At 60.2% G+C, this 25,231-nt stretch carries 24 protein-coding genes; 11 read left to right on the forward strand and 13 right to left on the reverse strand.

Annotated features, from left to right (window positions below):
• The first annotated feature begins 199 nt into the window (after positions 1-199).
• The 7 genes from ACSQ36_RS12850 to iolB all read left to right on the forward strand — a co-directional run bounded on the left by ACSQ36_RS12850 (position 200) and on the right by iolB (position 9,081).
• Positions 200-1,252, forward strand: coding sequence for a sugar ABC transporter substrate-binding protein (locus tag ACSQ36_RS12850; protein WP_213767708.1), 1,053 nt, complete (start codon positions 200-202; stop codon positions 1,250-1,252).
• 157 nt (positions 1,253-1,409) lie between these two features.
• Positions 1,410-2,612 carry an ABC transporter permease gene (locus ACSQ36_RS12855; RefSeq protein ID WP_436182155.1) on the forward strand — a complete coding sequence of 401 codons (1,203 nt, stop codon included), beginning with the start codon at positions 1,410-1,412 and terminating at the stop codon, positions 2,610-2,612.
• 29 nt (positions 2,613-2,641) lie between these two features.
• Positions 2,642-3,460, forward strand: coding sequence for an ATP-binding cassette domain-containing protein (locus ACSQ36_RS12860; protein WP_213767709.1), 819 nt, complete (start codon positions 2,642-2,644; stop codon positions 3,458-3,460).
• 52 nt (positions 3,461-3,512) lie between these two features.
• Complete coding sequence (locus tag ACSQ36_RS12865; RefSeq protein WP_436182156.1) at positions 3,513-5,507, forward strand: bifunctional 5-dehydro-2-deoxygluconokinase/5-dehydro-2-deoxyphosphogluconate aldolase; 1,995 nt, start codon at positions 3,513-3,515, stop codon at positions 5,505-5,507.
• The gene (gene iolD, locus ACSQ36_RS12870; protein ID WP_255631678.1) at positions 5,504-7,366 is read left to right on the forward strand and encodes a 3D-(3,5/4)-trihydroxycyclohexane-1,2-dione acylhydrolase (decyclizing); all 1,863 of its coding nucleotides are present in this window, start codon (positions 5,504-5,506) and stop codon (positions 7,364-7,366) included. Before ACSQ36_RS12865 ends, iolD begins: the two co-directional genes overlap by 4 nt.
• A gap of 3 nt (positions 7,367-7,369) precedes the next feature.
• Positions 7,370-8,275, forward strand: a complete 906-nt coding sequence (gene iolE, locus ACSQ36_RS12875) for a myo-inosose-2 dehydratase (protein ID WP_436182157.1) — start codon at positions 7,370-7,372, stop codon at positions 8,273-8,275.
• The gene (iolB, locus tag ACSQ36_RS12880) at positions 8,272-9,081 is read left to right on the forward strand and encodes a 5-deoxy-glucuronate isomerase (protein ID WP_436182158.1); all 810 of its coding nucleotides are present in this window, start codon (positions 8,272-8,274) and stop codon (positions 9,079-9,081) included. The genes iolE and iolB overlap by 4 nt, the downstream gene beginning before the upstream one ends.
• Before the next feature lie 14 nt (positions 9,082-9,095).
• Here iolB and ACSQ36_RS12885 read toward each other — a convergent pair whose 3' ends face one another.
• The 10 genes from ACSQ36_RS12885 to alaS all read right to left on the reverse strand — a co-directional run bounded on the left by ACSQ36_RS12885 (position 9,096) and on the right by alaS (position 19,211).
• Positions 9,096-9,800 carry an ABC transporter ATP-binding protein gene (locus tag ACSQ36_RS12885; protein WP_436182159.1) on the reverse strand — a complete coding sequence of 235 codons (705 nt, stop codon included), beginning with the start codon at positions 9,798-9,800 and terminating at the stop codon, positions 9,096-9,098.
• A complete protein-coding gene (locus ACSQ36_RS12890) occupies positions 9,797-10,537 on the reverse strand; it encodes an ABC transporter ATP-binding protein (RefSeq protein ID WP_436182160.1) in 741 nt (246 codons plus the stop codon). Before ACSQ36_RS12890 ends, ACSQ36_RS12885 begins: the two co-directional genes overlap by 4 nt.
• Positions 10,534-11,709 carry a branched-chain amino acid ABC transporter permease gene (locus ACSQ36_RS12895; RefSeq protein ID WP_436182161.1) on the reverse strand — a complete coding sequence of 392 codons (1,176 nt, stop codon included), beginning with the start codon at positions 11,707-11,709 and terminating at the stop codon, positions 10,534-10,536. The genes ACSQ36_RS12890 and ACSQ36_RS12895 overlap by 4 nt, the downstream gene beginning before the upstream one ends.
• The gene (locus tag ACSQ36_RS12900; RefSeq protein WP_436182162.1) at positions 11,702-12,655 is read right to left on the reverse strand and encodes a branched-chain amino acid ABC transporter permease; all 954 of its coding nucleotides are present in this window, start codon (positions 12,653-12,655) and stop codon (positions 11,702-11,704) included. The genes ACSQ36_RS12895 and ACSQ36_RS12900 overlap by 8 nt, the downstream gene beginning before the upstream one ends.
• 11 nt (positions 12,656-12,666) lie before the next feature.
• The gene (locus ACSQ36_RS12905) at positions 12,667-13,122 is read right to left on the reverse strand and encodes an acyl-CoA thioesterase (protein WP_436182163.1); all 456 of its coding nucleotides are present in this window, start codon (positions 13,120-13,122) and stop codon (positions 12,667-12,669) included.
• Positions 13,123-13,125: 3 nt separating this feature from the next.
• Positions 13,126-14,280 carry an iron-containing alcohol dehydrogenase gene (locus ACSQ36_RS12910; protein ID WP_436182164.1) on the reverse strand — a complete coding sequence of 385 codons (1,155 nt, stop codon included), beginning with the start codon at positions 14,278-14,280 and terminating at the stop codon, positions 13,126-13,128.
• A 100-nt stretch (positions 14,281-14,380) separates the two neighbouring features.
• Positions 14,381-14,911 carry an NUDIX domain-containing protein gene (locus ACSQ36_RS12915; RefSeq protein WP_436182165.1) on the reverse strand — a complete coding sequence of 177 codons (531 nt, stop codon included), beginning with the start codon at positions 14,909-14,911 and terminating at the stop codon, positions 14,381-14,383.
• A 25-nt stretch (positions 14,912-14,936) separates the two neighbouring features.
• Positions 14,937-15,971 (reverse strand): threonine aldolase family protein, encoded by a 1,035-nt coding sequence (locus ACSQ36_RS12920; RefSeq protein ID WP_436182166.1) that lies wholly within the window; start codon positions 15,969-15,971, stop codon positions 14,937-14,939.
• 129 nt (positions 15,972-16,100) lie between these two features.
• Entirely contained in the window at positions 16,101-16,298 is a 198-nt protein-coding gene (locus ACSQ36_RS12925) for a hypothetical protein (RefSeq protein ID WP_436183166.1), read from the reverse strand.
• A gap of 288 nt (positions 16,299-16,586) precedes the next feature.
• Positions 16,587-19,211, reverse strand: coding sequence for an alanine--tRNA ligase (gene alaS / locus ACSQ36_RS12930; protein WP_436182167.1), 2,625 nt, complete (start codon positions 19,209-19,211; stop codon positions 16,587-16,589).
• A gap of 275 nt (positions 19,212-19,486) precedes the next feature.
• Here alaS and ACSQ36_RS12935 point away from each other — a divergent pair, with 275 nt between their 5' ends.
• Complete coding sequence (locus ACSQ36_RS12935) at positions 19,487-19,870, forward strand: hypothetical protein (protein WP_436182168.1); 384 nt, start codon at positions 19,487-19,489, stop codon at positions 19,868-19,870.
• Positions 19,871-20,223: 353 nt separating this feature from the next.
• Here the strand turns inward: ACSQ36_RS12935 and ACSQ36_RS12940 are convergent, their stop codons facing one another.
• Entirely contained in the window at positions 20,224-20,442 is a 219-nt protein-coding gene (locus ACSQ36_RS12940; protein WP_436182169.1) for an ornithine acetyltransferase, read from the reverse strand.
• Positions 20,443-20,814: 372 nt separating this feature from the next.
• Here ACSQ36_RS12940 and ACSQ36_RS12945 point away from each other — a divergent pair, with 372 nt between their 5' ends.
• Positions 20,815-22,524 carry a glutamine--tRNA ligase/YqeY domain fusion protein gene (locus ACSQ36_RS12945; RefSeq protein ID WP_436182170.1) on the forward strand — a complete coding sequence of 570 codons (1,710 nt, stop codon included), beginning with the start codon at positions 20,815-20,817 and terminating at the stop codon, positions 22,522-22,524.
• A gap of 115 nt (positions 22,525-22,639) precedes the next feature.
• Entirely contained in the window at positions 22,640-23,533 is an 894-nt protein-coding gene (locus tag ACSQ36_RS12950) for a transporter substrate-binding domain-containing protein (protein WP_213767760.1), read from the forward strand.
• Between the two features lie 67 nt (positions 23,534-23,600).
• Here ACSQ36_RS12950 and ACSQ36_RS12955 read toward each other — a convergent pair whose 3' ends face one another.
• The gene (locus ACSQ36_RS12955; RefSeq protein WP_436182171.1) at positions 23,601-24,053 is read right to left on the reverse strand and encodes an NUDIX domain-containing protein; all 453 of its coding nucleotides are present in this window, start codon (positions 24,051-24,053) and stop codon (positions 23,601-23,603) included.
• 62 nt (positions 24,054-24,115) lie between these two features.
• On the reverse strand, positions 24,116-24,523 hold the full coding sequence (locus ACSQ36_RS12960; protein ID WP_436182172.1) for an RT0821/Lpp0805 family surface protein: 408 nt from the start codon (positions 24,521-24,523) through the stop codon (positions 24,116-24,118).
• A gap of 335 nt (positions 24,524-24,858) precedes the next feature.
• Here ACSQ36_RS12960 and ACSQ36_RS12965 point away from each other — a divergent pair, with 335 nt between their 5' ends.
• Complete coding sequence (locus ACSQ36_RS12965; protein WP_436182173.1) at positions 24,859-25,143, forward strand: hypothetical protein; 285 nt, start codon at positions 24,859-24,861, stop codon at positions 25,141-25,143.
• Positions 25,144-25,231: the final 88 nt, after the last annotated feature.

Consider the following 25,231-nt stretch of genomic DNA (forward strand, 5'->3'; position numbering starts at 1 on the left):
TGTGTTCTGTATTCGATGCAACCGATTATAGATACCTGATCGAACAAATGGAATTTATTTTCCAAACGACGCATAGTTAAACTTCCTATTGCAGAGCGACGAAACTTGTCCTAACCTTGGTCGTGAGCACAGGGCGATAAGCGCCGTATCCCAGACGCCGGGTGCTCGTTCAGAACAACAACCGAGATAGGTGGAGACAATGAGACTTTGCAATGGCCGAGCCGCGCTGCGCGTGCTCGCGGCTGCCGCTGCGTTGTGCGGCGCAGCAGCACTGAGCAGTCAGGCAGCGCACGCCGCTCCCGACGCCCATTTCGTTTTGATCAGCCACGCGCCGGATTCGGATTCGTGGTGGAACACGATCAAGAACGCCATCAAACAGGCGGACGAGGACTTCAATGTCCAGACGGATTACCGCAACCCGCCGAACGGCGATATTGCCGACATGGCGCGGCTGATCGAGCAAGCTGCGGCACGCAACTATGACGGGGTGATCGTCAGCATTGCCGACTTCGACGTGCTGAAGGGTTCGATCGCCAAGGTCACGGCAAAGCACATCCCGCTCATCACGATCAACTCCGGCACCGAGGAGCAAAGCGCTCAGCTCGGCGCGATCATGCACGTCGGTCAGCCTGAATACGTAGCGGGTAAAGCAGCGGGCGAGAAGGCGAAGGCGGCGGGCATCAAGTCGTTCCTGTGCGTGAACCACTACGCGACCAATCCGGCTTCGTTCGAACGCTGCCGGGGTTTCGCCGATGCAATTGGCGTCGACTTCAAGTCCTCCACGCTGGACGCAGGCCAGGACCCGACCACGGTGCAATCCAAGGTGAGTGCGTATTTGCGTAATCACCCGGATACCCAGGCCGTGCTCGCACTCGGCCCGTTGTCGGCGGACCCGACCATCAAGGCGCTCAAGCAGATGGGGGTTGCGGGCAAGCTCTGGTTCGCAACCTTCGACTTCGATAGCGATATTGCGAAGGCCATCCAGGATGGCACGATCCAGTTCGCTATCGACCAGCAACCCTACTTGCAGGGTTATATCCCGGTCGCGGTACTGGCTATCGTGAAGAAGGAACATACGACCGACCCGGTCAAGATTCGCCAGATCCTTGAAGCGAATCCGAAGTTCCAGGCGCGGCTTAGCACCTACGGGCTCGCTCCGTCCTATGGGCCACGCAATATCGGCTCAGGGCCGGGCTTTATCAGCAAGGAAAATGTCGACAAGGTGCTGAAGTACGCAGGTCAGTACAGATGAACCCGATGGCGGCGCGGTTAGTTTGACCTCAAGCGTGTTGCAAACCGCGCCGCCATCTTCGAAAACACTTTCAAGCATTCATCACGTCATCCGCATTATTGAACCGTATCGCTCGCGCATCAGCATGTTCGCCCCGTGAACCAACGCCGCATCGCGAATGAAAGACGAAGGAGACATCATGGGCGTAGCCGGAAAACCTATTCTCTCGGGACATCGCAAGCCGTCTGACGGCGTTGCGACATCGAGCTCATCCACCGTCACCGCAGCGGCCTCGGCCGACGAGCGTATCCGCCGCGAATCCCGTTTCGGGCACATCCTGAATCGTCCGGAATTCGCCGCGATCTCCGGCGCCGTACTGGTCTTTGTCGTGTTCGGGATCGCTGCCGGCGGCTCGGGCATGTTCAATCTTGACGGCATCATGAACTGGTCGCAGGTGTCCGCTTATCTGGGCATCCTCGCCGTCGGCGCCTGCCTGCTGATGATTGCCGGCGAGTTCGACCTCTCGATCGGCTCCATGATCGGCTTTGCCGGGATGATGGTCGCCATTCCCACCGTATATTTCCACTGGCCGATCTGGCTCGCGATCATTTTCGCCTTCGCGGGCTGCATGCTGCTCGGCGCGCTGAACGGCTATATCGTCATGCGCACGCGGCTGCCGTCGTTCATCGTCACACTGGCCTTTCTGTTCATCCTGCGTGGCCTGACGCTCGCCCTGTCGATCATGTTCGCCGACCGCACAATCGTTTCCGGCGTAGGCGACATTGCCGCCAAAGACTGGCTTGCCAATACCCTTTTCCATGGCGTCGCCCTCCGCGATTTATTCGTGTGGCTCGGGCACGTAGGAATCCTGAAGATGCTTGACAACGGCCAGCCGCTCGTACCGGGTATTCCGAAAGTGATCATCTGGTGGGTCGTGCTCGCCGCCATTGGCGCGTTCGTCCTCGCGAAGACCCGTTTCGGCAACTGGATTTTTGCGGCCGGCGGTGACGCCGTGGCGGCCAAGAATGTCGGTGTGCCGGTGCGGCGCGTGAAGATCTCGCTGTTTGTCCTGACTGCGTTCTGTGCGTGCCTGTTTGCTGTACTGCAAGTGTGCGACATCGGTTCGGCTGCGGCAGACCGGGGCCTCGAAAAGGAATTCGAGGCGATCATCGCCGCGGTGATTGGCGGGACCTTGCTCACGGGCGGCTATGGCTCGGTAATCGGCGCGTGTTTCGGCGCGCTCATCTTCGGCGTGGTCCAGATCGGCATTGGCTACACCAGCGTGCCCTCTGACTGGTTCCGCGTGTTCCTCGGCATGATGCTGCTGATCGCCGTGCTGTTCAATCACTACGTGCGCCGCCGCGTCTCACAAGCTCAATAGACAGGCTCAATAAGCAAGGAGGAAAAGTCATGTCCGATCCCATCCAGAGTGCACCGCCCGCGCCCGAAGACACCATCCTCGCGCTGGAAAACGTCAGCAAGTTTTTCGGCAAGGTGATCGCGCTGAACGGCGTCACGCTACGTCTCAAACGCGGCGAAGTGCATTGCCTGCTCGGCGACAACGGTGCCGGCAAATCGACCCTGATCAAGACGCTGGCGGGCGTCCATACGCCCTCTTCCGGCGAGTATCTCGTCGATGGCAAACCGGTCCGCTTCGGCTCGCCGAAAGAAGCGCTCGATCTGGGCATTGCGACGGTCTATCAGGATCTCGCGCTGGTACCGTTGCTGTCGGTAGCGCGTAACTTCTTCATGGGACGCGAGCCGCAGAAAAAGCGCTTCGGCTTTATCAACGTGATGGACCTGGATCTCGCCGCGGAAACATCGCGTGCGCGGCTCTCCGAAATGGGCATCAACGTGCGGGACGCGCATCAACCCATTGGCACGATGTCCGGCGGCGAAAAACAATGTCTCGCTATCGCACGGGCGATCCACTTCGGCGCGCGCGTCCTGATCCTCGATGAACCCACTGCAGCGCTCGGCGTGAAGCAAAGCTTTAACGTGCTGAAGCTGATTCACACGGCGCGCGCGAAAGGCATCTCCGTGATCTTCATCACGCACAACGTACACCACGCGTATCCCATCGGTGATTCGTTCACGCTACTCAATCGCGGCAAGTCGATGGGTACGTTTACGAAAGACACGATCACCAAGAACGAAGTACTCGACATGATGGCGGGCGGCGCCGAAATGCAGGAAATGATGAACGAACTCGAGGGCGCGCCGGCTTGAGCCGGCACGCGCCGCCGCGGCGGTTTTCGTCATCTACAGAACAGGATCGAACATGGCATTGCAATCATCAACCGGATCGCGCTTCGCAACCGGGCGAACTCGCGACATCGTGTGCCTCGGGCGGCTCGCGGTCGATCTCTACGCGCAGCAAGTCGGTGCACGGCTCGAAGACGTGTCGAGCTTCGCGAAATATCTCGGCGGATCGTCGGCGAATATTGCGTTCGGATGCGCGAGGCTCGGCCTCAAATCGGCGATGCTCTCGCGCGTTGGCAACGACCACATGGGCCGTTTTCTCACCGAGACACTGGAGCGCGAGGGCTGCGATACCAGCCACGTGCGCATCGATCATGACCGGCTGACCGGCTTGGTGCTGCTCGGCATAGAAGACCGCGATACGTTCCCGCTCGTGTTTTACCGCGATGACTGCGCGGACATGGCCGTCGATGAAAACGACTTCGACGAGGCGTTCATCGCTTCATCGAAAGCGCTGCTGATTACGGGAACGCATTTCTCCACCGATCAGGTCAACCGCACGAGCCGCCGCGCGCTCGAGTACGCGCGCCGCAACCAGGTTCGCACGGTGCTCGATATCGATTATCGGCCGGTACTCTGGGGACTCACCGGCAAGGCAGATGGCGAGACGCGGTTCATCGCGAACGAGGGCGTGACCGCGCATCTGCAAAGCATCCTGCCGTTGATCGATCTTGTGATCGGCACCGAAGAAGAGTTTCGGATTGCAGGCGGCAAGGACAATTTGATCGACGCACTCGCAGCCGTTAGCGCCGTGACGGACGCCATGCTCGTGGTCAAGCGCGGGCCGATGGGCTGCTCGATCATCGATGGCGACGTGCCGGTTTCCATCGATGATGCGCCGGTTTATCGCGGCGTTGAAGTGGAGGTGCTGAACGTGCTCGGCGCGGGCGATGCGTTCGCGTCCGGCTTCCTCGCCGGATGGTTAAGAGACGAATCGCTCGAAGTCTGCGCGCGCACGGCGAATGCATGCGGTGGGCTTGTCGTATCGCGTCATGGCTGCGCGCCCGCCATGCCGACGCCCGCCGAACTCACCTACTTCCTCGATGCCGCGCACGCCGACCCTATCCGCATGCGCAGGCCCGATCGCGACGCAACGCTCGCGCGCCTGCATCGTGTCACGCCAGCTCGAAAAACATGGGATGAAGTGCTCGGTTTTGCCTTCGATCATCGCAACCAGTTCTTCGATCTCGCGCAGCAAACCGGCGCAGATGAATCGCGCATTGCTGCGCTCAAAGCCTTGTTCGTGGAGGCCGTGGCGCAAACGGAAAAAGAACGCGGCCTGGAAGGACGCATCGGTGTACTGATCGATGACCGCTATGGCCAGGATGCGTTGAACGCGGCGACGGGTCGTGGATGGTGGATCGGACGGCCCGTGGAATTGCCCGGCTCCATGCCACTTGTCTTCGATCATGGCCGATCAATAGGCACGACGCTGATCGAGTGGCCACGCGAGCATGTGGCGAAGTGCCTGGTTCACTATCATCCCGATCATCCGCACGATCTCCGCCTAGAACAGGAAGCGCAGATTCGCGCGCTATACGACGCGGTTCAGGCCAGCGGGCACGAGTTATTGCTCGAAATCATCGTACCGAAGAACGGTCCGCCGATCGATGAAGATACAGCGTTGCGATCGTTGAAACGGCTTTATAACCTTGGCATCTATCCCGAGTGGTGGAAGCTCGAACCCATGAGCGCGGCGCAGTGGCAAGCTGTCGATGCACTGATTGCCGAGCGCGATCCGGCGTGCCGCGGAGTCGTGCTGCTGGGCTTGTCCGCCGCTGTCGATCAACTGTGCGAGGGCTTCAAGCCGGCGGCTTTATCGAAGACGTGCCGTGGATTCACCGTCGGCAGGACGATCTTTCACGAGCCGAGCCACGCGTGGCTGGCGGGTTCCATCGACGACGCTGAACTCATCGCGCGGGTTCGACGGACATTTGAAACGCTGATCGATGCATGGCGCGCGGCACGGACAAAGAACGCCACGCAAGCGCTTACGCAGGAGCAGGCAGCATGAACAGCACGCTTCGTTTAACCACCGCGCAAGCGCTGGTCCGCTATCTCGCCGCGCAGCAAACGCCGGACGGCGAGCCGCTGTTCGGCGGCGTCTTCGCGATCTTCGGGCATGGCAACGTGGCGGGTATTGGCGAGGCGTTGTACGCGCATCGCGAGACGTTGCCGACCTACCGCGCGCATAACGAGCAGGCGATGGCGCACGCGGCTATCGCCTATGCAAAGGCACATTTTCGACGCCGCATGATGGCGGTGACCACGTCCATTGGTCCGGGCGCGACCAACCTGGTGACGGCCGCGGCGCTTGCGCACGTGAACCGGTTGCCAGTGTTGTTGCTACCCGGCGATGTGTTCGTATCGCGCGCCCCCGATCCGGTCTTGCAGCAAGTAGAAGATTTCGCCGATGGCGGTATTTCCGCGAACGATGCATTGAAACCCGTCTCGCGTTACTTCGACCGCATCGTGCATCCGGCGCAATTGCTGACTGCGTTGCCGCGCGCCATGCGGGTGCTCACAGACGCCGCATTGTGCGGACCGGTGACCCTCGCGCTGCCGCAGGACGTGCAGGCGATGGCCTATGACTACCCCGCGTCGTTCTTCGAACCGCGTGTGGTTCCGTTCCACGCGCCCTCCCCGGTCGATGAAGAAATCGCGCAGGCCGCCGCTGCATTGCGCGCGGCTAAAAAGCCCTTGCTCGTGTCGGGCGGTGGCGTGCTTTACGGCCTCGCAACCGATGCATTGCGTTCTTTCTCCGAGCGCCACGGCATCCCCGTTGCCGAAACGCAAGCCGGAAAAAGTGCGCTCGCATGGGACCATCCGCTGAATCTTGGCGGTATCGGCGTGACGGGATCGGACGCGGCCAACGCACTCGCGCACGAAGCGGATTGCGTGCTCGCGGTGGGCACCCGGCTACAGGATTTCACGACCGGATCGAACACGCTATTCACACAGGCCAAGCTGGTTGGCATTAACGCAAATGCATTCGATGCCCTGAAACAAGGCGCTTTATCGGTCGAAGCCGATGCGCGTCTCGCCCTCGGTGCGTTAAGCGCAGCGCTCGGCGACTGGCGCGCGTCGCCGCCGTGGACCGCACGTGCGCATGAACTTGCCGATAGCTGGCGTGCCACCGTCGACCAGGTAACGAACGCGCATCAAGACGACAACACGTTGCCGCGCGAAGCCGACGTGATCGGTGCAGTGCAGCGCTCTAGCGCGCAATCGGCGGCGCATGACGTGGTGGTTTGCGCGGCAGGAACGTTACCCGCCGATCTGCAAAAACTATGGCGCACGAGCACACCGGGCGGTTATCACGTCGAATACGGCTACTCGTGCATGGGCTACGAAATCGCCGGCGGTCTCGGCGCGAAACTCGCGCGGCCGGCAAGTGAAGTGATCGTGATTGTCGGCGACGGCAGCTATCTGATGATGAACAGCGAGTTGGCTACGTCGGTGATGCTTGGGGCCAAACTGATCGTGGTACTGCTCGACAATCGCGGATACGGTTGCATCAACCGCTTGCAGCAAGCGTGCGGCGGCGCTCCGTTTAACAACTTGATCGACGATTGCCGCCAGGGCCCCGAAGGCGCTCCCGTTATCGACTTCGCGATGCACGCACGCTCGCTCGGCGCGAGCGCTGAACATGTTGCGAATATCGATGAGCTCGAAGCCGCGATGCAACGCGCACGTGCCTCCACCCGCTCGTACTTGATCAGCATCGACACCGATCCGGCGCGTCCCACAGAAGAAGGCGGCTGGTGGTGGGAAGTGGCGGTGCCGGAAGTGTCATCGCGTGAAGCGGTGCGCTCGGCGCGCGCAAACTATGAACATGAAATCACGGCGCGTTCGAAGCGCACGAAGGAATAAGCGATGAGCACGTTCGATGTACGGATCGGCATCAATCCGCTGTCATGGATGAACGACGACCTGCCCTCGCTCGGAGGTGAAACACCACTAAGCGCGGCCCTGACCGAAGGCAAGCAGATCGGCTACGAAGGGTTTGAACTCGGCAACAAATTCCCCCGCGAACCGGAAGCGTTAAAAACGCTGTTCGCCGGATATGACCTCGCGCTCGTCTCCGGCTGGTATTCCGGACGGCTCGCCGAGCACAGCGCGGAAGACGAGATCGCGGCCGTGGGCCCGCATCTCGACCTGCTTGCGAAAAACGGCGCGACAGTCATGGTCTACGGTGAAGTCTCAGACTCTATCCAGGGCGCGCCGCGGCCGCTGTATCAGCGACCGCGTTTTTTCTCCGATGATCGCTGGAACGAGTACGCCACACGCCTGAACACCTTCGCTGAATACACGCTCTCTCGCGGCGTCCGGGTGGCCTATCACCATCACATGGGCGCGTATGTGGAAACGCCTGCGGACGTCGATCGCCTGATGAGCCTCACCAACGAAGCCGTGGGCCTGCTTTTCGATGCCGGTCACATTACGTTCGCCGGCGGCGATCCGCTGACGGTTCTCAACAAACACATCGCGCGTGTTTGCCATGTGCATTGCAAGGATGTCCGGCCAGAAATCATCAAGCTTGCCCGGAACCGGAACTGGAGCTTCCTGGAAGCGGTGATCAACGGCGCGTTCACCGTTCCCGGCGACGGCACGGTGGACTTTCCATCGATCATCGCCCGATTGAAACAGCAGGGTTATCGCGGCTGGCTGGTGGTCGAAGCGGAGCAGGATCCCGTCATTGCCACCAGTTATGCGTATGCCGAAAAAGGCTACAAGACGCTGCGCGCGCTCGTCGATCAAACACTTCAGGAGGCAGCATGAGCCTGCTCGTCAAGGCATCGCGCGAAGGCCAGACCATCGCGCGTGTCACACCCGAAACTGCCTTATGGAAACACGTGGGCTTCGCGGCCTATCGGCTGGAAACTGGTGACATCGTGCATGTGCATGAAGCGCAGCGCGAAGTGTGCATTGTCGTGTTGTCGGGGACGGTGAGCATAGAAGCCGGTGAGCATAAATGGGAGAAACTCGGCTCGCGCGACAGCGTGTTCGAGGATACCGCGCCCTACGCGGTTTATCTGCCGCCCAAGCTCGCCGCGACTATACGGGCGGATCGCGATGCGGAGATCGGTGTGGCGAGCGCGCCCGCTACGGGCAAGTATCCGGCACGGTTGATCGAGCCATCACAGATGACACGCTCAACCCGCGGCAAAGGTGCGAATACGCGCTACGTCTGCGATATTCTTCCGCAAACCGAACCCGCAGAAGGTTTGCTTGTAGTCGAGGTAAGGACGCCCGGTGGTCACGCTTCAAGCTACCCTCCGCACAAGCACGACACGGACAATGTGCCGGTCGAGAGTTCGCTTGAGGAGACTTATTATCATCGGTTGAATCCGCCGCAAGGGTTTGCCTTCCAGCGGGTTTATACCGACGAACGCGATCTCGATGAAACCATGGCCGTTGAAGATCACGACGTCGTCATGGTGCCGCGCGGTTATCACCCTGTCGTGGTGCCGTATGGTTACGACAATTACTACCTGAACGTGATGGCCGGCGACAAACGGACCTGGCACTTTAAAAACGATCCGAAGCACGAATGGATCGTGGAGAGGGATAGCAAGGCGTCGTGACTTAACTTCGTCAGTTAACCGCTGACGGAGAGCCATTCGTTGATCACGCGCTCGTTCGCGGCAAGCGCGTCGGGCGTGTCGTCGAAGACAATCGCACCGTGACCCATGACGGCGACGCGCGTAGCCAGCTCACGCGCAATGCTCATGCGTTGTTCGATCAACAGAATCGCCACACCTCGCTCCCCCAGCTGTTTCAAGCAGGAAGAGACTTGCGCCACGACTTGTGGCGCAAGTCCTTCCGTCGGTTCATCGACGATCACGAACGATGGATCACCCATTAACGTCCGGGCAAGCGCCAGCATTTGCTGTTCGCCTCCCGACAACATCCCCGCCTTCACGGCCGCGCGTTCTTGCAACGCAGGGAAAAGTTGCTCCGCGTCGCCGATGGTGAAACGTGATCCACCCCGCTTCATGCCGAGCTGAAGGTTTTCTCTCACGCTCAACGTCGGGAAGACATCGCGCTGTTCGGGCACGTAGCCCATACCCATGCGGGCGATTGCATAAGGACGTTTCCCCAGCACCGATACCCCGCGAAAGTTCGCCACTCCTTGCGCGTGCACCAGTCCCATCAGTGCTTTCGCGAGTGTCGAACGTCCCGAACCGTTGCGTCCTGCCAAGACCACGATCTCGCCTTCGCCGATACGCAAACTCACGCCGTGCAGCACGTGACTTGTGCCATACCATGCATTCAGGCCGTCGATTTCAAGCAGTGTTGTCATGGCGTTTCGCCGAGATACGCGGCGCGAACCATCGGGTCCGCAGCGATGTCAGCGGGCATTCCCGTTGCGATAATCTGGCCTTGCACAAGCACTGAAATGCGGTCGGCGAGTGCAAACACCGCGTCCATATCGTGCTCCACGATCAGCAATGTTTTGCCCTGCGTTGTCTCGCGAATCAATGCGAGTGCACGAGCAGCTTCCGCGCGATTCATGCCTGCGGTGGGTTCATCGAGCAACAGCACGGATGCGCCTGTTGCAAGCGCAAGGCCCAGATCGAGCGCGCGCAACTCCGCATAGCTGAGGCGGGTGGCAAGTGCATCGCTACGATCAAGCAAGCCGATAGCAGCTATCACCCGATGTGTCTCCTCGTCGATCACGCGCGAACGGAACCATCGGTCCTTCCACGTCGCCGTACGGGAACCGAGGACCGCGCAACGAACATTGTCGCGAACGGTTAGACCCGTGAACACGCTTGTTGTCTGGAAGCTGCGCGCGAGATCTTTGCGTCCCAGTCGATGAGCCGGCATCCCCGTCACGTCAACGCCGTTCAACGCAATGTGGCCGCTCGTCGGTTGCGTGCGCCCCGAGATCAGGTCGAACAACGTGGACTTGCCGGCGCCATTGGGACCGATCAACGCATGACGCTCGCCTTGGCGAATGCTCAGATCGACGCAGCGAAGAATCTGCGTTGCATCGAACCGCTTGGTGATGCGCTTTAGTTCAAGCGCGGTGGTCATCGTGTGCTCCGGGCTTGCCGTGTGAATACAACGGCAAGTACAGCGCTGAAGAACGCACAGCCCCAGGGAATGGCATGCCGGCCATCGAGAAGAAAACCGGCGATGTGCGCCAAGCCGTCGCCATGACTATCGAATTGCAGCGCGTAGGCGAGTTCTACGGCAATGACGATCGCCAACAGCCACGCGGCAAAAGCGCACAACGCGAACGCGATAGCCACGTAACCCTCGCGTGATCGTGCAGCGATAAACCCCATCAGGCCCTTAGGCGCCACCACCACGACCCACACAAAAAACAGCCCAAGATAGGCCCCCCATGCGGGCGATACATTAGCCACTGCCACGCTGAAAAACGTGAGCACCACGGCTCCCAACACCGGTCCGAAAAACGTAGCCACCCCACCGATCACCGTTGCAATCAGCACGCTTCCCGAACGCGCCAGCCCCACCCCTTCCGCCGATGCCAGTTCGATATTGATGAGCCCCAGCCCGCCCGCCACGCCCGCGAAAAACGCCGCAACAATTACCATTGCGAAGCGCACGCGCTGCGGATCGAAACCGATGGCCGCAGCACGCACGGGGTTATCGCGGACTGCGTTCGCCACCCGCACGAACGGCGTGCGCGAGAACACGAACATCGCGATACACGCCAGCACGCACCATCCGGCGATCAACGCATAAGCCTGGATCGAGGGCGCGAAGTTCAAGCCCAAAATGGCCGGACCGCTCGCCCGATCGATGGAAATGCCACCTTCTCCGCCGAACCAACCGGGCACGAGCGATACACCTGCTGCAACCAGCTCGCCAATACCGAGCGTGATCATTGCGAAGGTCGTGCCGGCGCGACGTGTTGAAAAGAAGCCGAACACAACACCCACAAGCGCCGCCGACACGCCACCGACCAACGGCAACAAAGGCAGCGGCACGGCGAATCGATTGAAGATCTGCGCAGCGGCGAACGCACCAAGACCCGCGTACACAGCATGACCAAAAGACAGCAACCCTGTCTCGCCAAGCAGCAGATTGAACGAGAGCGCAAACACGATCATGGTCGCGGTTTGCGCGAGATAGGCGAGCAGCCAGCTCTGCGATGTAAAGACCGGCGGCAACGCAAGACCGGCCACGAGCAAGAGCCACGGAAGCGCCTGACGTGAAGAAACACGCACGTTAAGCATCGTCGTCGCCACGCTGGCCAAACAGCCCGCGAGGACGCAGCGCGAGCATCGCGACAAGCAGCGCATACGGCAGCACGGGCGCGATCTGCGCGACGCTCAACGACGCCCACGCAGGCGGCAACACAGCGCCAGCCAACTGGGCAATGCCACCAAGCGACAACGTCGTGCCGACGGCAAACGTCTGCGCGCAGCCAATCAAAAGCGATGCTGCGAGCGCGCCGCCCACCGACCCCAGCCCCCCGACTACCACGACAACAAACACGATAGGTCCGATGTTCTCGGCCATCGAAGGTTCGATGACAAACAACGGCGCACCGATCACACCGGCCAACGCGGCGAGCGCCGTGCCAGTCGCAAAGACAAGCGTAAACACACGCGGCACATTGTGCCCAAGCGTCTCGACAGTCGCCGCATGCGTGAGCGCAGCTCTCACCACCAGCCCTATTCGCGAGACCCGCAGCACAGCGTACAGAGCCAGCAACATGGCCAGCGATACCCCCATCATGAACGCGCGATAACGCGGGAAAGCGGCGCCGTAAAACGTGAACAACGGGCCATCGAGAGCAGAAGGAATAACAGCGTTGATGGGCGCAAGACCCCAGACCAGCTTCACGGCTTCAGCGATCAGATACGCCGCACCGAACGTCAGCAAAAGCTCGGCAAGCGCACCGCGTGTTTCAATCCGGCGCAATAAAAACCGCTCGAATAACCCGCCTAGCGCGCCAACAAGCAGCGGTGAAACAACCAGCGCAAACCAGAAGCCCCCATGCGCCGCGAGCGCGTAACCCACATATGCGCCGAGCATATAAAAGCTCGCGTGAGCGAAGTTGAGCACGCCCATCATGCTGAAGATCAGCGTCAATCCCGCCGACAGCATGAACAGCAGCAACCCGACGCTCACTCCATTCAGAAGGTTGATCGCGAACCACTGAACGAACGAGGTCACGTTACGCGAACCTACCCGGTAACAACGGTGACAACGCTAATGAGCGGCTTGAGCGCCGCGACGAGCGTCTCGGGCAAGACAACCGGACGGCGCGTATCGCGATCGACATAAACGTGCACAAAATACCCTTGCGCCGCGGGTCGCTCGGAACCCGCGCTGAAGATACCCACTTCGTAGCGCACGCTCGTGGCCCCGATCTGGGCCACGCGCAGACCGGCATCGATACGTTCTGGAAACGCCAGCGAAGCGAAGTAGCTGCAATGCGTTTCCACCACGAGCCCGATCGTCTTGCCCACCTCCAGATCGAGCGCGCCGTGCCGGATCAGATACTCGTTCACCACGGTATCAAAGTAGCTGTAATACACCACGTTGTTCACGTGGCCGTAGAGATCGTTATCGGACCAGCGCGTATTGATCGACAGGAAATGCGGATAATCCGCGCGCGTCGTCGGGACAGGGCGGCTCATGAATCAGAACGACTCCTGCAGCATCCGCCGATAATCGTCCGCACTCGCCTCGCGCGGATTGGTCTTGTGACAATGATCGGCAAGCGCACCCTTGATCACCTTGTCGAACATGTCCTGCTCGACACCCATTTGCGACAGGCGCGTCGGCAGGCCGAGACGCTCGGTCATGTCGTGGACGGCTTGGGCGATGTCAGCATCGGCGGCGAGATTCATCACGCGGCGCATCCGTGCAAAACGCTTGTCGGCCACCACGCTCGGCGCGCTTTCGTTGAAGCGCAGCACGGCCGGCAGAACGACCGCATTCAGCGTGCCGTGATGCAGCCCGGTGCGCCCGTTCACGACCAAACCTCCCAGTGGATGCGAGAGCGAATGCACGCAGCCCAGACCCTTCTGGAACGCCATGGCGCCCTGCATCGACGCACTCATCATGTTCAGGCGCGCATCGCGGTCCTGGCCATCGTGCGTCGCCCGCTCGATAGACGCCCACGCGCGCTCAAGCCCATCCAGTGCGATACCGTCAGCGGGCGGATTGAACGCCGGGGCGAGAAACGTTTCGATGCAATGCGCGATCGCGTCCATGCCCGTTGCAGCGGTGAGCATGGGCGGCAAGCCCAGCGTCAGCGACGGATCGCAAACGGCCGATTTCGGCAACAAATGCCATGAGTGAAAGCCGAGCTTGCGGCCATCGGCGAGAATGATGATTGCCCCGCGCGCCACTTCGCTGCCGGTGCCCGAGGTGGTCGGCACGGCGATCAGCGGGGCGGCCTCAGCGGTGATCTTGTTGCTGCCGCCTTCTATGGTCGCGTACTCCGTCAGCGTTCCCGGATGGGTCGCCATGATCGCGACGCCCTTCGCCAGATCGATGGACGAACCGCCGCCCACGGCGATCAGGCCATCGCAGCCTTCGCTTTTGTAAAGCGCGGCGGCTTTCATCACCATCGCTTCGGTCGGGTTCGACGGGGTTTCGTCGAAGATGGGAACAGCGCCCGCATCCAGGTTCAGCGCCTGCACGGTTTGCGACACCAGCCCCGCGGCCAGGACGCCTTTGTCCGTGATGATCAGCGGCCGCTTGATGCCGACGCGCGTACATTCGCTGTCGAGCATAGCGAGTGCGTCGTAACCGAGGTGGATGTGGGTAACGTAGAAAATGAAGGCCATGACGAGTGTCCGCGGTTGAGTGAGGCGTCAGGCATGTTAGGAGTCCGGCGGGAGTCCGTCAATCCGCGCGGACGCATGGTTCGTGCGGGCTTGACGGATGCTACTGCCCCGGCCGGTCCACATATTCCACGGCCAGGCCGCGCCGGCGCATCCATTCGGCCACGGCATGGCCGGTTCCCGCGCGCCACGGCCTGAGCTTCGCCGGCTCGACCAGACGATATTCAAGCAATTCCGGCGACAGGCTGATGGTCCCGTTCGCCTTCACGTGATACGCAATGATCAGCTCGTTCTTGCGGATGAATTCGTACACGCCGACCAGTTCCACCGACTGCGCGACCAGCGACGTTTCTTCAAGCACTTCCCGCGCGATGCCTTCCTCGGGCGTCTCGCCGTTCTCGAGAAAACCCGTGATCAGCGCGAACATGCCCTCGACCCACGCTGCATTGCGCGCGAGCAGGATCTTGCCCTCGTACTCCACGATCGCCGCGACCACGGGCAGCGGATTATTCCAGTGCACGAAGCCGCATTCCGGGTCCGGACACGCGAGTCGCACGCGCCCGCCTTCGTGGCTTTCGTCGGTGCGTTCGACCAGCTGATTGGCATCGCGTGGACAGAATTGGTATTCGATCATGGTGTGATTCCGGAGACTCGAAAAGTCAGTGGACCGAGCAAAGCGCGCGGATCTCGGCGGAGAACTGCTCCACCGTTTCCGGCAGCGTGTCCCACGCACACATCAGCCGGCAGCCGCCCGAGCCGATGAACTGATAAAACTTCCAGCCCTTGTTGCGCAGCGCTTGCGCAACAGCCGGCGGCAGCTCGGCGAACACCGCGTTCCCTTGCGGCTTGAACATCACCTTCACGCCTTCTATGCCTTCCAGCCGCGCGGCCATCAATTGCGCCATGGCGTTTGCATGGCGTGCGTTGCGCAGCCAGACATCGTTATTGAGCAAGCCGAGCCACGGCGCCGAGATAAACCGCATCTTCGACGCCAGTTGCCCCGCCTGTTTCAGCCGATACGCAAAGTCGACGGCCAGCGCCTTATCGAAGAAAATCACTGCCTCGCCGACCGGCAGGCCGTTCTTCGTGCCGCCGAAACACAGCACGTCGACACCCGCGCGCCACGTGATTTCCGACGGATGCACATTCAGCGACGCAACCGCGTTCGCAAACCGTGCGCCGTCCATGTGCACCTTCAAATGACGGCGTTTCGCGATCGCTGCGATCGCGCGGACTTCTTCCACGCTGTAGACGGTGCCCACTTCGGTGGACTGCGTCAGCGTGACGACCTTGGGCTTCGGATAGTGAATGTCAGCGCGACGCGTGACAATGGCTTCAATAGCATCCGGCGTAAGCTTTCCGTCGATACCCGGCGCCGTCAGCAATTTCGAACCGCCCGAGAAGAATTCGGGGCCGCCGCATTCATCGGTTTCGATGTGCGCGAGCTCGTGGCAAATCACTGAGTGATACGACTGGCAGAGCGATGCGAGCGCCAGTGAATTGGCCGCCGTGCCGTTGAAGACGAAGAAGACTTCGCAGTCGGTCTGAAACAGGTCGCGGATGCGGTCGCACACGCCTTGAGTCCAGGAATCGTCGCCGTAGGCCGGCTCGTGGCCGCTGTTATTGGCTTCGATCAGCGCGGCGAGCGCTTCGGGGCAGATGCCGGCGTAGTTGTCGGAGGCGAAATGTTGCATGCGGTCAGGGTGGCCAAGACGAAGGTGAGTGTGGCCGTCATTTTAACGTTTCGAGCGTGAACACGCGGAGACGTCAATAACCGCCAAGCCCGTGTCTGTTTGTCCCCTGTTCGCTGACCGCTTTGCGATTTATTTTCCGGCGGGTTGATCAGATCCCGCAGCCTGCTGCGCCTTCTTGTCCTTCTTGTTTGCTTCGTGATGACCGATCGCGCAACCGCCGGCTGCGCCCACCGCGCCGTGCTTGCCCGCAACGTGGCCCGCCACGCCGCCTACTGCCGCACCTTCCAGACATCCTTTGGCGTAGACGGCACCCGTGGCGAAAAACATCGAAGAAGCAGCGACGAGTGTGACGAGTTTTCGATTCATGAGACAGGTTCCTTTCGTAGTCGATGCACAAGGCTTCGTGCCTGCGCTGACCAAAGCATGGCAAGTCGCGTACCTGTCGTTTTGCTTGCGGTTTTCGCGGATGCTTGCTGCGGCATTCGCCTTTCAAGGCCGCGTAGCGACCCCTTTTTCGTGGACGAAAAAAAGCCCGTTCTCTATCGCAGCAGAACGGGCTTTTTCAAAACATTGAAGCGCGTAGCAAGTTAAACGCGGCTAGACGCAGCTAGACGCTTAGAGCTTTCCCTTCACCCAGTCATTCACGCCGGCCAGTGCCGCTTCCAGGTTCTCCGGCTCGGTGCCGCCCGCTTGCGCCATATCCGGCCGTCCGCCGCCCTTGCCGCCAACTTGCTGCGCGACGAAGTTCACCAGATCCCCCGCTTTAACCTTCTTCGATGCCTCCGCTGTCACGCCTGCAATCAGGCTGACCTTGTTGCCATCGACGGCTGCCAGAACGATGGCTGCGTTCTTCAGCTTGTCCTTCAATTTATCGACGGTTTCGCGCAGCGTCTTGCTATCCGCGCCCGGCAACTGCGCCGCCAGCACATGGATGCCACCGATCTCAACCGCCTGCGACACGAGTTCGTCGCCCTGGCTGGATGCAAGCTTCGACTTCAGCGCGCCGAGTTCCTTTTCCAGCGCCTTCACGTGCTCCTGAACCTGCGTGATGCGCTGCGTGAGTTCGGACGGCTGCGCCTTCAGCAGCGCCGATGCCGCGTTGATCCGCGCATCGAGTTCCTGCACGAAGCGCACGGCGTTGTCGCCGGTGATCGCTTCCACACGTCGAATCCCTGCCGCGACGCCACCTTCCATCACGATCTTGAACAAGCCGATGTCGCCCGTGCGATGCACGTGCGTGCCGCCGCAAAGTTCACGCGAAAAACCGAGGTCGAGCACGCGCACTTCGTCGCCGTATTTTTCGCCGAACAGCGCCATCGCGCCGCCCTTCACGGCCTCGTCATACGGCATCACGCGCACGATACCCGGCGCGTTCGCCAGCACTTCGGCGTTGACGATTTCTTCCACGCGACGAATCTGCTCGTCGGTCATGGGCGCGTTGTGCGCGAAGTCGAAGCGGGTCTTGTCCGGATCGACGAGCGAACCCTTTTGCTGCACGTGAGCGCCGAGCACTTCGCGCAGCGCCTTGTGCATCAAGTGCGTGGCCGAGTGATTGCGAGCGGTGCGCAGACGGCGAACCGTATCGATTTCCGCCTTCACTACGTCGCCTACTTTCAGCGTGCCCTGCTCGACCGTGCCGTGATGGCCAACGACGTCGGACTGGACCTTGAGGGTATCGACGACCGCGAAGCGCACCACCGCGTTCGCGAGCACGCCCTGATCGCCCGCCTGACCGCCCGATTCGGCGTAGAACGGCGTGTGATCGAGCACGACGACGGCCTGTTGGCCGGCCTGCGCTTCCTTCACCGAACCACCGTCCACGTAGAGCGCGACCACTTTGGCGTCGTCGAAGATTTCGTTTTCGTAGCCGTGGAACGTGGTTTTCGTGCCCGCGTAGTCCAGGCCTTGCGCCGACTTGAACTTGCCGGCCGAACGAGCCTGCTCGCGTTGACGTGCCATGGCTTCGTCGAACGCAGCTTCGTCGACCGTGATGCCGCGCTCGCGGCAAACGTCCGCGGTCAGATCCAGCGGGAAGCCGAATGTGTCGTGGAGTTTGAACGCGAGTTCGCCGTCCAGTTGCTTGGAGCCCTTGGCGTCGAGCGTGGCGAGTTCTGTTTCGAGCATCGACATGCCGTGTTCGATTGTCTCGAAGAAACGTTCTTCTTCCTGCCGCAGAACGTCCGTCACGCGCGTTTGCGCGTCCTTGAGTTCAGGGTAGGCCGCGCCCATTTCCTCGACCAGATCGGCCACGAGCTTATGGAAAAACGCGCCCTTGCGGCCGAGTTTGTAGCCGTGGCGGATGGCGCGGCGCACGATCCGGCGCAGCACATAACCGCGGCCTTCGTTGCCGGGAATCACGCCGTCGACGATCAGGAACGAGCATGCACGAATATGGTCCGCGATCACCTTCAGCGAGTTGTTGGTGAGATCCGGCGTGTCGGTTTCGCGGGCGGCGGCCTTGATCAGCGTCTGGAACAGATCGATCTCGTAGTTGCTGTGCACATGCTGGAGCACCGCGGCGAGGCGTTCGAGGCCCATGCCGGTATCGACGCTCTGCTTGGGCAGCTTCGTCATGTTGCCCTGGACGTCGCGGTTGAACTGCATGAACACGAGATTCCAGATCTCGATGAAGCGGTCGCCGTCCTCTTCCGGGGATCCCGGCGGGCCGCCCCAGATTTCCGGGCCGTGGTCGTAGAACACTTCCGAGCACGGGCCGCACGGGCCGGTGTCGCCCATGGTCCAGAAATTATCCGATGCGTAGCGCGCGCCCTTGTTGTCGCCGATCCGGATGATCCGTTCCTTCGGTACGCCGATTTCGTTTTCCCAGATGGCGAACGCTTCGTCGTCTTCCTGGTAGACCGTGACCGTGAGCTTTTCCGGCGGCAGGCCGTAGACCTTGGTCAGCAGTTCCCAGCAATAGTGGATGGCGTCGCGCTTGAAATAGTCGCCGAACGAGAAGTTGCCCAGCATTTCGAAGAACGTGTGATGGCGGGCCGTGTAGCCGACGTTTTCGAGGTCGTTGTGCTTGCCGCCGGCGCGCACGCTGCGCTGCGAGGTCGTGGCGCGCGAATACGGCCGGCTCTCCGTGCCGAGGAAGACGTCCTTGAACTGGACCATGCCGGAGTTGACGAACAGGAGCGTCGGATCGTTGCCGGGCACGAGGCTCGACGAGCGGACGATCGTGTGGCCCTTCGATTCAAAGAACTTGAGGAATTTCTCGCGGATGTCGGCGGCTTTCATGGCGTGCGGGTCTGCTGTTTTGTACGGCAGCGGCGCGAATCGATACACTACGCGCGGCGCCGGGAGCCAGAGATTAAGGATCAACGATTATACGGGAACGTATAGCGTCCGGCGCCCGGCAACGAAGAAGGCCGGCGATGCTAGAAATCCATCTTAGTAAAATCCTCTTTTCAAAATAAAAAACCACGCAACCGAGTCATAATTTGTCGGGGGTTCTGGATCCGTTTCTCACGATAGTTGGAGCTCTCACGATAGTTGGAGCTAAAGAAATTACATTGAAAGTTGAGAATCTCGAGAAAATTGTTTCGCTCGGAGGAAACGTTGCGCAAATCATCCTTGCAGCAGCGACGATAGGCGCGTTCTTTTTCACCGTGATACCGCTTTACCAAAAGGCGGCCGTGGACGAGCAGGTGGCGAAACAACAGGTAAAGCTCGAAAAGCTTGAGCGACAAATCCGCGTGGGCTATGAACGGATCAGAGCAGACGCTGTACGTCAATATTTCTTTGCCACGGGCAGCAAATGTACGGCATTGCTCGATCCACCCGCGCTAACCCAAGGCGCAAAGCCGCAGGTCGATTTAACGAACACGCACTATCGCTGGATGTACCAGCTTGTATGCGTGCGGAATTGGGCTTGTCAAATACAACGAATGACCTAACGCCAGCAGACTTTGTAGCATTCTCAACGGCGGTGGATACAACATCTCGCGCAATCTCGATCGCTCAACTAGCAGCCCGAGCGCGAGTTGCGGCTATGGATCCAGCGCGCGCCGCAGATGGTCCACTCAAACTGCCCAGTTATGCCGTGCTGTCGTTGAGCATGTACCAAAAGGCTGGAGCGACCGACCGGCAGCTACGTGAGGCAATTCAACTTATCGTGGCTAATACGAGGAAATCAGAGGTTGTGGCGGAATACGAGGCATACTTTCGTGAGCAACTGCAAAAGCTAGCAACGATTTCCTGGCCTTCGTCTTCCCGCTCCGATTGACAAGGTCTGCGCATATTGAGCGGCCTATCGCGTTCCAGCCCCGATCAACCCGCCCGCCGCCGCGCCCGCGACCGTCCCAATCGGACCACCCGTCAGCACATAACCCAATGCCCCGCCGGCAGCCGCCCCAATACCCGCGTGCGCCTGCGTACGGCTCACCGCACAGGCCGAAAGCGAAGCGATAAACACCCCAATTGCCGCGACCCGTGCAACCTGAAAAGAAACCCGCGTGATCTTGTCCATGATGAAATTGTCCTTTTTATCGTCGATACCATCTGCATCCAAAACCTTTCAATTTCATTATTTCGGAACGCGAGGCTATCTTAAAATCCTCCCCTCAACGCCGACAATTCGATTTACGTCCCGTTACGCTGGATACAACCAGCGTTGAAAACGCCGTGGCCTGGTTACAACCGCACCGCAACCAAACAACAACCAAACATCTACCCGCGAGGCTCCGGGATGTCGCAGCCACGCCGCACATCGCGGCAAAATCCCGGCCTGCGCTGTCCTGACCCTCTCGCTAAGGTAGAATCGAAAGACCAGATAAGTCTTACCGAACGCAAGCCGCAGGTCTTCAACGCTAGCGCCCTCGTCCGCTCTCCTTTTTCTCGCATGAACACCGATCGCAACGACGCCCCGGCGGTAAACAATTTCATCCGCAATATCATTGACGAAGACAATCGCAACGGCAAATGGTCGCAGCGGGTCGAAACACGTTTTCCGCCCGAGCCAAATGGCTATCTGCACATTGGCCATGCGAAGAGCATTTGCGTCAATTTCGGCATCGCGCGTGATTACGGCGGCGTCTGCCACCTCCGTTTCGACGACACGAACCCGGAAAAGGAAAGCGTCGAATACGTCGATTCCATCATCGACGCCGTCAAATGGCTCGGCTTCGACTGGAACAAAGACGGCACCGAACACCTGTACTTCGCCAGCGACTACTACGACAAACTCTACGAATTCGCCGAGCTGCTGATCGAACGCGGCCAGGCTTATGTAGACAGCCAGTCGGCCGAAGAGATGCGCCTCACACGCGGCTCGGCCCAGGAGCCCGGCAAGAATTCACCGTTCCGCGACCGCACGCCGGAAGAGAACCTCGACCTGTTCCGCCGCATGAAAGCAGGCGAGTTCAAGGAAGGCGAGCACGTGCTGCGCGCGAAAATCGACATGGCATCGCCGAATTTCAACATGCGCGATCCCGTGATCTACCGGATTCGTTTTGCGCATCATTACCGGACCGGTGACACATGGTGCATCTACCCCATGTACGACTACACGCATTGTGTATCGGACGCGCTCGAAAACATCACCCATTCACTCTGCACGCTCGAGTTTGAAGATCACCGTCCGCTGTACGACTGGTTCCTGAATCAACTCGCCGACGACGGCAAGTTCACGCGTCCGCTGCCGCAGCAAATCGAATTCTCCCGCCTGAACCTCACGTACGCGATCACCAGCAAACGCAAGCTGCTGCAACTGGTGACGGAAAATCACGTCGACGGCTGGGACGACCCGCGCATGCCAACTATCGTTGGAGTACGGCGTCGGGGTTTCACGCCGGAAAGCATCCGGCTCATGTGCGACCGCGTGGCGGTGACGAAGGTGGATTCGTGGATCGACATGAGCGTGCTGGAAGGCGCGTTGCGCGACGATCTCGACGAAAAGGCGCCCCGTGCAATCGCGGTGCTGGACCCGCTGAAACTGATCATCGACAACTATCCGGAAGGCACGAGCGAAACATGCAGCGCGCCGGTTCACCCGCATCATCCTGAGCGCGGCACCCGCGAATTTCCGTTTTCAAGGGAATTGTGGATCGAGCGCGAGGACTTCCAGGAAGCACCGAAGAAAGGCTATTTCCGTTTGTTCCCGGGCAACAAGGTGCGGCTGAAGTACGGCTTCGTCGTGGAATGCACCGGAGCGGATAAGGACGAGCACGGCAACATCACGGCCGTGCATTGCACGTATTTCCCCGATAGCAAGTCCGGCACGGAAGGCGCAAACGGCTATAAGGTCAAGGGCACCATTCACTGGGTCAGCGCAGAAGGCGCGTACGAAGCCGAAGTGCGGATCTATGACCGCCTCTTCAAAGAACCGCAACCCGGCGCAGGCGGCGCGGAGTTTCTTGATGCGCTGAACCCGGACTCGAAGCGCATCGTGCGTGCTTATCTCGAACCGGGCGCACGCCAGGCAAACGCCGAAGATCGCTACCAGTTCGAACGCCACGGCTATTTCGTCGCCGACCGTATCGATTCGAAACCCGGCATGCCGGTGTTCAATCGCATCGTCAGCCTGCGCGATAGCTGGACCAAGCCGGCCTAAAGCCATCGGCGCATTCCGCCGAACGTACGCACGCTCATTGTTGTTGGGGGATCCTTTGCAACGCACCTTGCCAAGGCCGTTCGTCCGCGCGTGGCACGTGTCACGCACGTCTCGCATGTCGTGCGCGTTCGCGCTGCTGGTCGCGGCGCAAACGGCTTTCGCGGGCACAGTCGACCTGTCCTCGCCTACGTTACGCAAGATCGCCGAGAACAACAGCATTGTTCTCGGCGTGCGCGAGTCGTCGGTGCCCTTCTCCTATCTCGACGCGAACGGACAGCCTATCGGCTATTCACAGGCCATTGCGCTCAAGATAGTCGACGAAGTCAGGCGCCGCTTGCAAACACCGCGGCTTGCCGTGAGCACGGTCGTCATCACGTCGGCGAACCGATTGTCGTATGTGGTAAATCACCAGATCGACCTGGAGTGCGGATCGACCGCCCACATTCGTGACCGGGAGCAATTGGTCGCGTTCTCGAACAGTTTCTTCAGCTACGGCATCCGGATGGCGGTAAAGCAAAAATCCGGCATTTCCAACTACGCCGATCTTGCCGGCAAGACTGTATCGACCACAGCAGGCACATCCGACGAACAGCTACTGCGGGAACTGTCGCTGAACCGGAAACTCGATCTGCGAATCTTCAGCGCGAAAGACCACGCAGAAGGTTTCGATGCATTGAAAACCGGCCGCGCCGTGGCGTTCGTGATGGATGATCCGTTGCTGTACGGAAAAATAGCCCAGGAAGGTCCGGCCCAAAACGAGTACATGGTCACGGGCGACTCGCTCGCGCACGAATCCTACGCATGCATGATGCGCAAGGGCGACCCGGTCTTCAAGAAACTGGCCGATGACGTGATTGCCGACATGGAGCGCTCAGGCGAAGCCGAAAAACTCTACGACCAGTGGTTCATGCAAGCCATTCCCCCCGATAACATCAACTTGCGGTTCCCTCTGTCGCCAGAAATGAGAGCGTTGTTCGCCAATCCGAACGACCACGCCTCCGAAAACTAGCATTGGCCAAGCAGCCAGCGCCGATCAATGGCGACCCGCGACACGACGCACGCCCAAGCCTTCCGGCTCATGCGAGCGTCTGGTGCAGCTCAGTCAGCGACAGCGTGGTCTGGAACAGGCGCGCGAGGCTGCGGCTTGCGTACTGATCGACATCAGCCGGCGTGACCCATCTGTACGCATCCATTTCGGGGATCATCGCGCCGTCCCGGCGACGCGGAAAATACGATTCGCAGACGCACTCTTCAAGCTTCACTTCGTCGTCGGTCACTCGCACCGCAAACAGATGCAGGTCCTTGTCGCGGCGATAAACAAACCGCCCCAGATCCTTCAACCGATCCGCATTCAGCACGATCCCCGTCTCTTCCACGAGTTCCCGCAACGCCGCTTCCACGGGTCGTTCGTCCGCCTCACCCTGGCCTTTCGGAATATCCCAGTGCGACGTCTCGGTCGCGTGGCACAGCAACACGTCCCCTTGCGTGTTAAGAATCACGACGCCGCACGAAACCGTCCGGTCCGCCATTTAAGCGGCCTTCCGGATTCGCGATACCGCGTGACAGGAAACTTCGGGCTGGTTAAAACAGGTCACTGTTTCAACAATGCCCATTTACCGCCGTCCGGCTTGCAGACGGTGGGAGCCCAGGTCTGCGTCTGGCCCTTGGCGTGAGCCACCATGGTGAGCTTGCGGCACGTACGGTCGCCGTCTTTCTTCGTATCCGACGGCGTGATCGTGCCGTTGACCGCAACCGGATTACCCGCGCCTTCGTTGTTCCAGTCGAGCGACTCTCCGTCCTGCTTGGTGTCGAGCGCCGAGTGCGCCGCGTTGTTGAGCACCTGCAAGTCGCGCTGCTTCATGTAGGTAATCGGCGTGTTGTTGAGAAACCCGAGGTTGGCCGCGTGCGCCGCGCCACTGGCAAGCACGACACTGCTTGCGACCAGTTTCACGGCGAATTGCACGGAGACGCGTTTGAGCGCGCGAGATGGGTATGACATGAAACACTCTCCCTCGTTGGTATTGATATTGAATTTCGGCAAGATCAGCGACATCACCAAGATCGCCGCAGGATCGATATGACTGCATTGGCGACGATTGCCATAACCACGTTTCAAAAAAGTCAGAAACGCTCAGGATCGACTGATAAATCACGATCATCTGGCGTCGAGGATAGCATGAGGGCACAAGGACTTTGCAAGCGGCGAACGCCCGCCGAATGGCCATGTGCTCTGTTTTTCAGAGCGACCAGGAACTATCTCAGAAGCGTCTGATAGTCGCACTGGAGACGGAAAACTAGGATCGAAAGCTTGTCGACTACGCTTCAAATCCGATCATGCCGACCCTTCTCGCTACCGCCCAGACACCCACGCTCTACGAGTGGCTGTGCATCGCCATTATCGCGTGTGCGATCACGATGCCCAAAGGGCTCATAGCGATGGACCGGATGCTGGCCAGACGGCCCGAACGGTCCGAGTGGTCAGGGTGCTCCTATGTTCCCGATCCGCGCGGCGCTACGCAGCCGCCAATCTGGCCGCGCGTGATGACCGCAATAGGCGGCGTGTTCTGGATCGGGGCATTGCTCACGCTGGTGTTTTTGTGCCGGCAACTCACGCCATAGATTTCTCGCAACCCGACATGAATCAAGGGCAGCTTCGGCTGCCTTTTTTGTTGTCGACCGCTGTCGCATTTCCGTTTTTCGAATTCCG

The organism is Caballeronia sp. LjRoot34, from assembly GCF_964253815.1.
GTDB lineage: Bacteria > Pseudomonadota > Gammaproteobacteria > Burkholderiales > Burkholderiaceae > Caballeronia.

What these genes read in the sequence shown, in the direction of transcription:
- iolD (WP_255631678.1), top strand. Translation starts at nt 5,504, where the DNA reads ATGAACAGCACGCTTCGTTTAACCACCGCGCAAGCGCTGGTCCGCTAT.
- ACSQ36_RS12905 (WP_436182163.1), bottom strand. Translation starts at nt 13,122, where the DNA reads ATGAGCCGCCCTGTCCCGACGACGCGCGCGGATTATCCGCATTTCCTG.
- ACSQ36_RS12915 (WP_436182165.1), bottom strand. Translation starts at nt 14,911, where the DNA reads ATGATCGAATACCAATTCTGTCCACGCGATGCCAATCAGCTGGTCGAA.
- ACSQ36_RS12850 (WP_213767708.1), top strand. Translation starts at nt 200, where the DNA reads ATGAGACTTTGCAATGGCCGAGCCGCGCTGCGCGTGCTCGCGGCTGCC.
- iolB (WP_436182158.1), top strand. Translation starts at nt 8,272, where the DNA reads ATGAGCCTGCTCGTCAAGGCATCGCGCGAAGGCCAGACCATCGCGCGT.
- ACSQ36_RS12950 (WP_213767760.1), top strand. Translation starts at nt 22,640, where the DNA reads ATGTCGTGCGCGTTCGCGCTGCTGGTCGCGGCGCAAACGGCTTTCGCG.
- ACSQ36_RS12885 (WP_436182159.1), bottom strand. Translation starts at nt 9,800, where the DNA reads ATGACAACACTGCTTGAAATCGACGGCCTGAATGCATGGTATGGCACA.
- ACSQ36_RS12960 (WP_436182172.1), bottom strand. Translation starts at nt 24,523, where the DNA reads ATGTCATACCCATCTCGCGCGCTCAAACGCGTCTCCGTGCAATTCGCC.
- ACSQ36_RS12965 (WP_436182173.1), top strand. Translation starts at nt 24,859, where the DNA reads ATGCCGACCCTTCTCGCTACCGCCCAGACACCCACGCTCTACGAGTGG.
- ACSQ36_RS12855 (WP_436182155.1), top strand. Translation starts at nt 1,410, where the DNA reads ATGAAAGACGAAGGAGACATCATGGGCGTAGCCGGAAAACCTATTCTC.
- ACSQ36_RS12860 (WP_213767709.1), top strand. Translation starts at nt 2,642, where the DNA reads ATGTCCGATCCCATCCAGAGTGCACCGCCCGCGCCCGAAGACACCATC.
- ACSQ36_RS12945 (WP_436182170.1), top strand. Translation starts at nt 20,815, where the DNA reads ATGAACACCGATCGCAACGACGCCCCGGCGGTAAACAATTTCATCCGC.
- ACSQ36_RS12940 (WP_436182169.1), bottom strand. Translation starts at nt 20,442, where the DNA reads ATGGACAAGATCACGCGGGTTTCTTTTCAGGTTGCACGGGTCGCGGCA.
- alaS (WP_436182167.1), bottom strand. Translation starts at nt 19,211, where the DNA reads ATGAAAGCCGCCGACATCCGCGAGAAATTCCTCAAGTTCTTTGAATCG.
- ACSQ36_RS12955 (WP_436182171.1), bottom strand. Translation starts at nt 24,053, where the DNA reads ATGGCGGACCGGACGGTTTCGTGCGGCGTCGTGATTCTTAACACGCAA.
- ACSQ36_RS12910 (WP_436182164.1), bottom strand. Translation starts at nt 14,280, where the DNA reads ATGGCCTTCATTTTCTACGTTACCCACATCCACCTCGGTTACGACGCA.
- ACSQ36_RS12925 (WP_436183166.1), bottom strand. Translation starts at nt 16,298, where the DNA reads ATGTTTTTCGCCACGGGTGCCGTCTACGCCAAAGGATGTCTGGAAGGT.
- iolE (WP_436182157.1), top strand. Translation starts at nt 7,370, where the DNA reads ATGAGCACGTTCGATGTACGGATCGGCATCAATCCGCTGTCATGGATG.
- ACSQ36_RS12865 (WP_436182156.1), top strand. Translation starts at nt 3,513, where the DNA reads ATGGCATTGCAATCATCAACCGGATCGCGCTTCGCAACCGGGCGAACT.
- ACSQ36_RS12920 (WP_436182166.1), bottom strand. Translation starts at nt 15,971, where the DNA reads ATGCAACATTTCGCCTCCGACAACTACGCCGGCATCTGCCCCGAAGCG.
- ACSQ36_RS12890 (WP_436182160.1), bottom strand. Translation starts at nt 10,537, where the DNA reads ATGACCACCGCGCTTGAACTAAAGCGCATCACCAAGCGGTTCGATGCA.
- ACSQ36_RS12895 (WP_436182161.1), bottom strand. Translation starts at nt 11,709, where the DNA reads ATGCTTAACGTGCGTGTTTCTTCACGTCAGGCGCTTCCGTGGCTCTTG.